This is a genomic window from Sphingomonas sp. FW306-05-A (assembly GCF_058782275.1).
In genome coordinates, this window is the sequence record NZ_JBYSXN010000009.1 from 1 (window position 1) to 10237 (window position 10237).

The following is a 10237-nucleotide window of genomic DNA, read 5'->3' on the forward strand; positions in this document are numbered from 1 at the left end:
TGCCGCGACCATACTGAAGAGCTTTCTCATGCCATCCCCCCTTGCAGCCGCTCCGAACAGCCCGCAATTATCAGACAACATAGCCTGAACTATTCACAGGAACAATTCCGCGTGTGTTGTCCCGAACCTGTCCCGACCCACAATCTTATCACTGCGTTATGCGGCCTAGGGCCACCTAAACTTTATCGAATTGCTCAAAGTTGAGCGCAGCACCCACAAGACGTCGGCAACTGCATAAACCGATATCAACGCACCTGAATGAGAGTCTGAAGTTGGGCCGCGGGGGAGGGGGCGCGAATGGCCGACTATGGGTCTTGCCCCCCGCAAAGCGGACCGGCCAATTAAACTGACGGTACATTGTCCTCAACGCAGACATTCAAGCCGCACGCCTGCCAGTCAAGGCGGCCTCTCACGCATCATTATGATCTGTCGGGCTTATTGATGCTTACGCGAGGGCGCCCGGCCATCACGGACCGAGCGCCAAGCGTAGGGCATTTAAGCTTTAGTAGTCATAGCGGCGATCCCAACGGTTCCGGCCGCGGTTCCAGCCATCGCGCTGGTCGTAGCCGCCGCGCCAATGTTCGCGTTGCCATTCGCGGCGACGCCTTTCTTGCTCCCAGCGACGATGCGCAATCCAGCGTTGGCGCGCATAATAACTTCCGCGATCATCGTATCCATGGCGACCGCCGAAACGACTATCCCGATAGCCATCGTCGGAACGGTATTGTGCATTCCAGCCGCCATAGCTTTGGGCAGAAGCGACGTTCGGCACGACTGCAACCAGCGCGGAAAGGCCGAGCGATACGGAAAGGACTAGCTTACGAAACATCTCCAATCTCCTCAACGGCGGACAGCCGATAAGGTGTGCATGCATGCTCGCCGATGCGCCCGGCCTGAATGACACTGGCAGCAGTTGTTCAGTTTATGGGAAGGTGATTGGCCCATCCGCGCCGACATCTGCTTCTGCCCAAACATGGACATTTATGTGGCCCATCTTGGCTATCGAAAGCAGCCGTTCGGTCAGTGCGATCTTCCGCCCCTCTCCACATGCTGTTTTCGATAAGGAGCGCTCGGGCCCCGAGGATTCAATTGATTATCTAACTATTAATTTCATAACATTATCTCGCCAAGGTAGCATTCTGAAGGGCACTGGCGTGGAAAATTGTTAGACCATGTGGTGAATGAAGAGGCGCGGTTGAATGCCTTGCGCAACCTCAGCCTGCTCGACAGCGCGCCCAGCGACAGTTTCGATCGCCTTACCCGCCTTGCAAGCCAATTACTCGCAGCGCCAGTATCTACCATCTCGCTCACTGATCGGGACCGTCAGTGGTTCAAATCCAGGGTCGGGGTCGATCTGACCGAAATTCCCCGAGAACAGGCGCCATGCGCTTACGCGATCGAGGGAAAAGGTGTTTTCGTTGTACCTGACCTCACCGCCGATCCGCGCTTCGTAGGTTCACCATTGGCAGAAGCTGGCATCCGTTTCTATGCGGGTGCGCCGCTGTTTACCCGCGATGGCCACGGGCTTGGCACGCTATGCGTTGTCGATGACAAGGTCCGCGAGTTGCAGGATGGCGAGGAGCAGGTGCTGCTGGATCTTGCTGGGATGGTGATGAGCCAGATCGAACTCCAGAACCTGGTCGGCCGGGTGGATGCCACGACGGGTCAAGCCAACCAGTTCCAGTTGTTCGAAGACCTTGACGATCTTACACGTCGCGAGCCTGGCTCGGCAGCATCCTTGCTATCGGTCGACATCCTCTCACCTACGCGCGCCACCTATGCCTCGCGCACCCTGGGTAGTGACAGCATTGGGCTGTTGATGCAGCAGGCGCTCGGCATCGTTCGTCAATCGGCGGGGAACAGCGCTCGCCTTTATCATGTCGATCAGACGCGGTGTGCTGTTTTGGTCGAAGATAATTTACTGGGGAGCCACACGCTAGCCGACCGGATCGTTGCGGCATTGCGAGAGCCGCTTTCTTGGGGTGGCGTTCCAGTCACAGCTGACCCGGCGATTGGCATTTACGATTTCACGGTCGGTGAGGTGGTACCGCGGGAAGCGTTCAAGTGCATGTCGAACGCCGGCGACGATGCGCCTCATGCAGGTCGTCGCCATGCCCGCTACGACCCTGCAAGCGCTCGGCGGAATGCACGTCGCTTTGCCCTGCTGAACGACTTCGGCGCGGCACTCGACGCGCCAGAACAATTGTCGCTCGTGTATCAGCCGCGGATCCAGCTTGCCTCGGGCAACCGTTGCGGGGTGGAAGCCTTAATCCGCTGGAACCATCCCGAACTGGGTGCAGTTTCTCCCGGCGAGTTCGTACCCCTGGTAGAACAGACAGCGCTGGTCCGGTCGATGACGGAATGGGTGGTACAGGCGGCCATAGCCCAGGCACGGGACTGGTCGACCGCCGGGCTGCTGTTGCCAATATCGATAAACGCGTCAGCAATGAATCTTGACGAAGACGATTTCGCAGTGCGTCTGCTGGGGGCCGCCGGCAGAGCGGGCATCGCGCCACATCTGCTAGAACTCGAGTTTACAGAGAGTACCATCGCCCATGACCCCGTTCGCGTAATCGAGCAGCTACGCGAGCTACGCGCGCAAGGGGTCGAGATCGCGATCGACGATTTCGGCACCGGCTACAGCAACCTGTCCTATCTGCAGCAGCTGCCCGTGTCCGTGCTCAAGATCGACCAGGCGTTTGTCCGGGACATGGTCACGTCGGGCAAAGATCGCTTGCTGGTTAAGACGATGATCGCGATGGGGCACGATCTTGGATACCGTGTTGTCGCCGAGGGAATTGAGACGCAGTCAGCCTATGACATGCTGCACGAATGGGGCTGTGACGAGGGGCAGGGATACCTGATGTCGCGGCCTGTATCAGCTGAGCGCATCTTCGATGCTGATCGTGAGGCTTTAGCGCGTTCTTACGTCGCATAGGTACTTGCGATAGTTAGTTTTCGACAAACTTTGGAGTTTAAAACGCATCGTCCCTCCAGTGTCGCTGCTTTTTCGAAAGGGCGCTACCTTGCGCGAGACTTTGCGACGCCTTGGACGGGGCACTGATCGATTATGGCTGGTGCAGTCTCCCGCGAGTGCATGGAGGCCGTCTCGCGGCGACAGGAAGAAGTGCCGCATGAGCCGCGACCGATCCGGCTGCGAGCTGATTAACTTACGCTAGAACCATCTCGCAAGTGCGTTACCTCTGCAGCCGTAAAGGCGCATGAAATGCGGTGGGCGGCTTACTTTGGAGGGTTTCGCCCAGTCACCCAGCCTTGGCCTCGGCGACGAAGACCCGGTTCCGTCCGGCATGCTTCGCGGAATAAAGACGCTTGTCAGCAAGCGCGATGAGCGCCTCGATCGATCCTTCAGTTTCATCTAGAGTCGCACAGGCTAGGCTTGCCGTTACCCGCAACGTGCCAGATGAAACCTCAACAACGACAGCGGCAATCGCCTCGCGAAGTCGCTCGGCAAGTTCCAAGGCTTGATCATGATCGTAGCGCGGAAGCAAAACCCCAAATTCCTCGCCCCCCAGGCGCCCAAAGATACCGCGTGGTGGCAGGAGTGCGCTGCACGCCTCGGTCACCCGGCACAGAAGGGAATCGCCCACCGGATGGCCGTACGTGTCATTGACCGCCTTGAAGTGGTCGAGATCAAGTACGACCAGCGACAGCGACTGGCGTAGATCACGCCAGCTTTCCTGCTCGCGAGCCATTGCCTGACTAAAATGCCGTCGGTTTGCAGCGCCTGTCAGATGGTCACATGTCAGGAGACGCCGCACGTCTTCGGTTGCCGCGTCGCGACGTGGAACATCACGAAGCACAACCGAAAACCGCGGCAAGGTCGCGTTGTCACGCGCTGATCGAGCGACGACTAGACGTTGACACCAATAACGCTCTCCATCGGCGCGTTGCTGCCACCCTTCTTGGAGATGCCACCCCTCGCGGGCAGCGATCGTGAGTTGTTGGTCGAGACGCAGATCGCCTCCCGGCAGATCAGTGCTAAGCACGTCGGCAAGGTTGTGACCAGTTACGTCGGCGGGCTCATACCCAGTCTGACGAGCAAAGCAGGTGTCAGCCGCAGCTATTTGGCCATCTGGTGTGATCGTCAGCGCAGCATAGCCATTGACGCCGTCTATTAACGTTGCAAACCACGTATCGGCCTGCCGCAGACGGTTTTCCTGACGAACCTGTTGACTGATATCGCCCAGCGTTGCCATCAAACGGTTGGGGCCGAGCTTAACCAACGAACATGCAAGAACTTTGGGCATTGTGCCGCTCTTGCCGGGTGCCAAATCGACAAAAATGCGATGGCCGTCGCAGATCCGTCCCGTGAGCGGTACGAAAGCCTCCGCTATACTCCGTATCTCTGGCGCATGCTCCTCAAACGCTGAGAACAGGTTAGAGACGCCACGTGGCCCCGCCAGCGGTAGCAGGTGCTGCATGGCGTGCGGATTCATCAAGCCAATCTCGCCAGTAGCATCGCATTGGATCAGTCCGATCGGGCAGGCATATAGAAACTCGAGGAGTTCCTCCTCACTCGACTTTTCGGTCATTCGATGAGCCTTCAGCGTTCGATGAGCACGTAGCGGCGTGGCGTTTGGGCGGTCGCGAGCAGGCGCAACCGCACTTTAGTCGGCCGCATGCGAAGCGTTAGGACGTAGGGGAAGACGTCAGCCAGTTCCGCTTCGTCTTTGAACCGTTGGGCCACCATAAAGTTGTTCATGCACTGCGCGACCGCATCGAAGAACGGAACGCCAATTACGATGGCCGGATCCAGCCCTGACATACGGGCCTCGGTCGCGTTGTAGATCTGTACGATTGTGTCTGCGGCAAAGCCTACGACGCCGAAGGGCAAGATATCGCGTTCCCCATCGCTCATAGCATCAAGGTCGTGAAGTCCGACCGCCTCGAAATCTAATTCTGTTGGGGACACGATCAGTTGCTCCTCAAAAAAGCCGTCATGCACCAGGACACTTAATTATCTGCGAAGTCGCCGGCCATTGAGGTTTCACGTTGACCGCTTGTTACTCCTTAAACCGCAGATCCGTTTAATTTTTGCAGTGTCCTCAGGCAGCGCTTGTTGGGCGTGTCGTAAAAGCGGACAGTCCGAAACTCACCAGTTTAAGTCGTACATGCGGCTGATTTAGACGCCTAAAAACTGCCGTCCAATCGGATGAACGAATGTCTAAAAGTGGGAGGCGGAAAAAGGCACCTGAATGTCCACTTGTGGGTCAACTAGCCGAGGAGCTATCGGTCGGGTTAAACCTGTACCCAACTCGGTTGAGATCGGGAAAGCCCGCCCGCGTCATAGGTCACGGTGTCACAAGCGAGATTGGGCCGAGCCATTGGGCGGCGCATCGATAACGCCGCCCGGCATCCGTTATGCCATGCTGTGCTTGAGCGCGCTCATCTTATCGTGCCCCTCACGGACCGAGGCGAACGCTTTGGTGATCGCGGTTTGTGTCGCAGGTGTCAGATCGCCATCCTTCATCGCGTCTTCGAACTTGGCCTTGATATGGTCCTCTCCGCGCTCGACTTCCTGAATGATGGCCTTGTCGTCCTTGCCGGTGATCGCCTGCTTCAGATCCATAAATGTCCGATGCGCGGCAGCCAGCATGCTAGAGTCTAGCTCCGGCTCGCCATCGAGGTTGCGGACTTGGTTCTGGAGATCAGTTGCTACCGTAGCACGGTCGCGTGCGAAGTCTGCGAACATGGTCGCATACTGCGTGCTCTCGGCGTCTTTAGCCGCGTCTTCATAGCCTTTCATGCTGTCGAGCGTGGTTGCGATAAGGCCATTGAGCACTGAAATGTCGTTGGTATCGGTCATGGAAAACTCCGGTAGAGGGAGTTGCATAACGATCCCCCCGCAGGAACGGGCTCACGCGACGAGTGCAGAGTGCATCCGTAATACTGAGAGACAAGCGGGACGACGGCTGGGTCAAGGCTAGCGGCACGCGAAGTACGGACCGGTACCCGCTCTTGTTGTGCAAGCCAGGCGGGGCAGTTTTGTAGAGATGAACGAACGTCCGAACGTGGAAAGCTTAGAAGCCGTCGCGAGCGTCGGCAATTGGTCAAGCCTCGCTGGCTGCTGGGGCGGCTCTCGACCAAAATTCGTCGTTCGCCGGTCGCGCTTCCACCGACAGCTTCTGTCAACTCATGTCGTTCCGGTGTGGTGCTGAGAGCGTCAGCTTACGGATGCTCGGCGTTGAAGGAGCATGGACACTGGTCTTCTGGGAGCCAGCCCCAGGGGCTCGGGTCGATGGTGATCCTGCCGAGCGGGCGCGACATGAGCATTCTCATCGCCGAACGCGCGGCCATGGCTGATCTGCCCGACGACTATGCGATGGGATTGGTCTATGCCTTCATCCCTATGCGGCGATCCTGCCTCGGGCCGATCCCGCTGCAGCATCGCGTTTCCGGCCAAGGCAGCACCGATCTGGATCGGCTCGCCGGCTTGCGCGCGAGCGCTGCAAGTGCGCGCGGCGTGAACTTCCCGGTCTAGGCGTCGTGTTCAGCTGTCGAGATGCTCGCGCACATAATCGGCATGGTCACGCAGCGGCTCGACGCACAGGCGATACAGGAACCAGCAGGCGTAGCGGATGTCGTGCCCGGCATAGGCCCATGGACTATACAACCCATGGGCAATGCGATGGCGAAGGGCAGGACCTTCGGCGCGGTCGAACAGATTCTCGATCTCGAAGACCGCCGCTTCGCCGAGCATCGCCTCGAGCGTTTCGCGGTATGGCCCATCGGACTTGAGGAGCAGGCTCAACGTGGCGCTCGACTGGGTTTGATCGGGCTTGAAGCGCGTGATATCGACATCGGCGCTGACCAGCAGGTGGCGCAGCAGCGGTTCGAGCTGGAGCACCAGCAGATGCGCGGCCTCGACGAAATCGGCATTGAAGAAATGCGCGAACCCTCGGCCGAAGAAAGAGGCATGGCCGTGTGGCACACGCGGACTGAGCGCCGCCAGGCGGGTCAGCACGCGTTCGTCGGGCTGGTGGTCGAGCACGATCTGAATCCGCGCGGGCTCGATCTGCCCGCCCGCGACGAGGATGCGGCGTAGCTCTTCATGCTGAAGGATCTGGTGGCGCAGATTGCCCTCGTCAGGGGACTGCCCGAAATCGATCGCCGGCAGGCGCGAGGCGAGCTTGAACTTGGGATCGAAGATCCGCGGTGCGAACAGTCCGGCAAAGGGCGTGCGCGCCAGCGATTCCGCGGCCGCGGCGCGCAGACCAGTAATGTCGGGCGATCGGCTTTGCTCGGCGAAGAGCAGCAGCGAGGCCGTGCGATCGAGCCCGGCCAGGCTCTTCCGGGTCAGATCGGCGAGATTGTGGACGTCAATCCGCCCGCGCGGCGGTGCCATGATTTCACCGATCCGGCCTTGCGCGCGCACTAGCCGGGCCTGCAGCTCGGCGCGCCGCTCGTTGGTCCCCTTGAAGCGACGCAGCACCGCGATCGCCTCCTCAAGCCAATGGGCCTCGTGCATCGGACTCTTGGCGAACCGATCCGCGGTGCGGACATGGCATTCGGCAAGGGCGGCCACGGTCCGGTCCGCATCGCCCTTGCGCTCGGCGATGCTGTACGCGCGTGCGGCAGTTTCCCAGACCTGGGTTTGCGCATGGTCCGGGCGATGCAGCCCGCTCGTCGCGGCAAACTTCTCGGATGCCTTGGCGAGGGCGCTGGGCGACGCCAATCGAAAGTCGAGCGCAAGTTCAACGGCGGCTACGAAGCCGGATGCGTCGCCATGACGGCGCGCCTGCTCGCGCACCTTGCGCGCGGTCGCGATCAATAGGGTGGTATCGTCCTGCACCCAGCCGAGCTGGCGCTGGATCACGCAGGCGCGACGCAGCAGGTCGAGCGCGGCCGCGCTGCGCGCACCGCCACGGCCGCCGCGCATGCCCAGGAGGCTTTGCAGGCAGTCGAGATAGCCGCGAATGGCCAGCCTCCCAGCGTCCGGCCGTTTGGCGAGATACCATCCGAGATCGGCGAGACGAGCCCGCAACGCCGGATGCGCGACGGTCGGCGCGAACGCGGCGAAAATCTCCGCCTGCGCACCGCGATAGGCATCGGGTCCGGCGCTTGAGCCGAAGGTCATCTGCAGCAGCGGCGCGAAGGCCCGCAGCGGCTCGCTGGCGCACAGGATCATCGAGCTGGCGCCAGCAAGCGCGTCATAGGCAGCAGCGCGATCGACATTCCCAGCTTCGATCGCCGCATCGCGCGCCTTGGCAATGCTGTTCCAAAGATCGCCGCAGTCGACCGAGCGAATGGCCGCGACCAGCGCGTCGGCACCGGACTCTTGCAGCGCTTGGAGCGAAACGACGGGCGATGGTTTGGTCATCTGCGGCAGGGCCTAGAGCGCGACGATCGCCGGCATATAGCGCAGCTCAAGGAAATTCCTGGCGAACTCGAGCCCAAGGCCCGCGAACTCGCCGACCAATTGGGGGTGGAGCGCTTTCTTCGCGGGATCGGCATATTCGGCGAGGTTGGTCGACATAAAATGGGCGGCCGCACCGAAGCCGAGCGCGCGAGCGGCGGCCAGCGTCTCGAAACAGCCTTCCAGAACCAGACAGTCCTTGAAGGATTGCTTGCCGGTGGCCGCTGGGGCGGTCGCAGTGATTACGCGTTGGCTGGCCTTCTGGATCGCCTGATCGGTCGTGTCGGCGGTGATCGCCGCCAAAAGATACCGCGCGACGAGATTGTCCGCGAGCGTTTCATATGCCGACGGCGCGGGAAGGGCAGGTACGGGCGCGACAGCGCCGAACGCGAGCATGATCTCCTGCATCCGCTAGACCTTGGCGTTGAGCGCCGCGATCGAGGCCGTACCGCTCTTCTGAACTTCGGCGAAATTGTCCGTCAGTTCGTTGGTGATCTGCTCGGGCAGGACCAGCGTCAGGCTTTTTGCCTCAACCAACTCGACAAGCTTGACCGCTGCAAGCGCATGGTCGCGGCCGAACGCATCGCGATGCCCGCGCACGATATCGAGCAGCGCGCAAGTATCGAGATAGAGGAGCGGGACGCCCGCGCTCGCGATCCCGGTCGCCACTTCGGCAACCGAGGTCATCGGCTCTCGTCGTAACGCTCGAGCAATTCGATGCCGTTGCCAAAATCGGCGGTCAGATCCGCTGCGATGGTTTCTGGCCAGTGCAGCTCGTCGACCAGCCATTTCTGCAGGACTTCCTGCGGCAGGCGCGCGCCCTCCTGATGCACGGCGATGATGAAGTCGAGCCAGCGCCGGCGATCGAGCAGATGCGATGCGCCGCTCCCCTTGTTCGCCAGATTGGAGAAGTTCTGGAGCTGGCGCGTTGCGGCGGCGCTGATCCAGTCGGTCAGGTCGCGCTGGTCGGCGGTGAGGTTCAGTTGCAGGCCGAGCGCTTGCGCTGCGGGCGCTAGCCGCTGTCGGTGGAAGTCGACCAGCAACGCATTATACTCGGCCATGGTGAGCTGCCCGAGATGCTCGGGCACGATGTTGCCGATGCTGGCTTGGCCATCGTACCAGGCCACCGAAAGATCGGCGTTCGGCAAGTCGCCATTGCGATAGGCAAACAAGACCGACGTTCCGCCCGGCGAGAAATCGAGTTCCCGATCGCGCAGGAATGTCCAGCTATCCGTGCTGGCCGCGAGCAGCGCCCCGCGCAATTCCAGGAACTGGTCGCGATCCAGCGCGATCTTAGCTTTGCGATATTGTTCGATCATCTGTGGTTGCTTTCGGCGCAGTAGGTCGGAGGCCAATTACCCTATGACGTGAATCGCGATTTGGTCGAGCCTAGACCGATCGCAATCCAGCATCATTTCGGAGATGAAACTTATGTGTCCGACTTTGATGCGGTGGCTGTTCAGAGTTCACTTCGGCTTAGGAGGGGGCCATCTCACGCACTCCAATGGAGGGCGCGTTTTTTTGACGCTGGCTTGATCAGCAGGAACGGCAGGTTATCGCCATCCGGGTGTCGGAAGCGGACAGTCCGGATCGTCCGCAACCCTGGTCATTAATGGGCCTTCACTGCCAGGCGAACGCCCGGTTTTGGCGTAGCCGGACATTCGTAGTTGCGGCGCCGTACGGCAAAAATATCCCAAACCTTGCCGCTCTGATCGTCGCTGCCGCAACATGAACGGGCGGCCGAAGTTGGGGAGCCCGAAGAGCCTCTGAGTGTCTGGTAATAGGTCGATTCTGCCCGCGCTCAACCCCACGAAGCGTCGGGCGCTGTATCGGTAAGGCGCCCGCCGGCCGATGCCGGCG

The 10237-nt window shown here is 60.5% G+C and carries 10 protein-coding genes; 2 read left to right on the top strand and 8 right to left on the bottom strand.

Translation table 11 applies throughout. The features are described 5' to 3' along the window. Window positions 1–502: 502 nt before the first annotated feature. On the bottom strand, window positions 503–835 hold the full coding sequence (locus tag AC3WJR_RS20285; RefSeq protein WP_492727467.1) for a hypothetical protein: 333 nt from the start codon (window positions 833–835) through the stop codon (window positions 503–505). A gap of 342 nt (window positions 836–1177) precedes the next feature. Between AC3WJR_RS20285 and AC3WJR_RS20290 the strand changes: the two genes are divergently transcribed. Further along, on the top strand, window positions 1178–2938 hold the full coding sequence (locus AC3WJR_RS20290; protein WP_492727469.1) for a bifunctional diguanylate cyclase/phosphodiesterase: 1761 nt from the start codon (window positions 1178–1180) through the stop codon (window positions 2936–2938). 325 nt (window positions 2939–3263) lie between these two features. Here the strand turns inward: AC3WJR_RS20290 and AC3WJR_RS20295 are convergent, their stop codons facing one another. The 3 genes from AC3WJR_RS20295 to AC3WJR_RS20305 all read right to left on the bottom strand — a co-directional run bounded on the left by AC3WJR_RS20295 (window position 3264) and on the right by AC3WJR_RS20305 (window position 5827). After that, entirely contained in the window at window positions 3264–4553 is a 1290-nt protein-coding gene (locus tag AC3WJR_RS20295; RefSeq protein ID WP_492727470.1) for a sensor domain-containing diguanylate cyclase, read from the bottom strand. Window positions 4554–4564: 11 nt separating this feature from the next. Next, window positions 4565–4966, bottom strand: coding sequence for a phosphonate transporter (locus tag AC3WJR_RS20300; protein WP_492727472.1), 402 nt, complete (start codon window positions 4964–4966; stop codon window positions 4565–4567). Window positions 4967–5380: 414 nt separating this feature from the next. Next, window positions 5381–5827: a ferritin-like domain-containing protein gene (locus tag AC3WJR_RS20305; protein ID WP_492727473.1), complete on the bottom strand. Its 447-nt coding sequence runs from the start codon at window positions 5825–5827 to the stop codon at window positions 5381–5383. A 432-nt stretch (window positions 5828–6259) separates the two neighbouring features. Between AC3WJR_RS20305 and AC3WJR_RS20310 the strand changes: the two genes are divergently transcribed. Beyond that, the gene (locus AC3WJR_RS20310; protein WP_492727475.1) at window positions 6260–6502 is read left to right on the top strand and encodes a hypothetical protein; all 243 of its coding nucleotides are present in this window, start codon (window positions 6260–6262) and stop codon (window positions 6500–6502) included. 9 nt (window positions 6503–6511) lie between these two features. Here AC3WJR_RS20310 and AC3WJR_RS20315 read toward each other — a convergent pair whose 3' ends face one another. The 4 genes from AC3WJR_RS20315 to AC3WJR_RS20330 are packed head-to-tail and all read right to left on the bottom strand — an operon-like array spanning window position 6512 to window position 9696. After that, window positions 6512–8341 carry a DUF7380 domain-containing protein gene (locus AC3WJR_RS20315; protein ID WP_492727476.1) on the bottom strand — a complete coding sequence of 610 codons (1830 nt, stop codon included), beginning with the start codon at window positions 8339–8341 and terminating at the stop codon, window positions 6512–6514. A gap of 12 nt (window positions 8342–8353) precedes the next feature. Continuing rightward, the gene (locus tag AC3WJR_RS20320) at window positions 8354–8785 is read right to left on the bottom strand and encodes a hypothetical protein (RefSeq protein WP_492727477.1); all 432 of its coding nucleotides are present in this window, start codon (window positions 8783–8785) and stop codon (window positions 8354–8356) included. A gap of 3 nt (window positions 8786–8788) precedes the next feature. Next, window positions 8789–9064: a hypothetical protein gene (locus tag AC3WJR_RS20325; protein ID WP_492727479.1), complete on the bottom strand. Its 276-nt coding sequence runs from the start codon at window positions 9062–9064 to the stop codon at window positions 8789–8791. Then, window positions 9061–9696: a hypothetical protein gene (locus AC3WJR_RS20330; protein WP_492727480.1), complete on the bottom strand. Its 636-nt coding sequence runs from the start codon at window positions 9694–9696 to the stop codon at window positions 9061–9063. Before AC3WJR_RS20330 ends, AC3WJR_RS20325 begins: the two co-directional genes overlap by 4 nt. Window positions 9697–10237 lie beyond the last annotated feature (541 nt).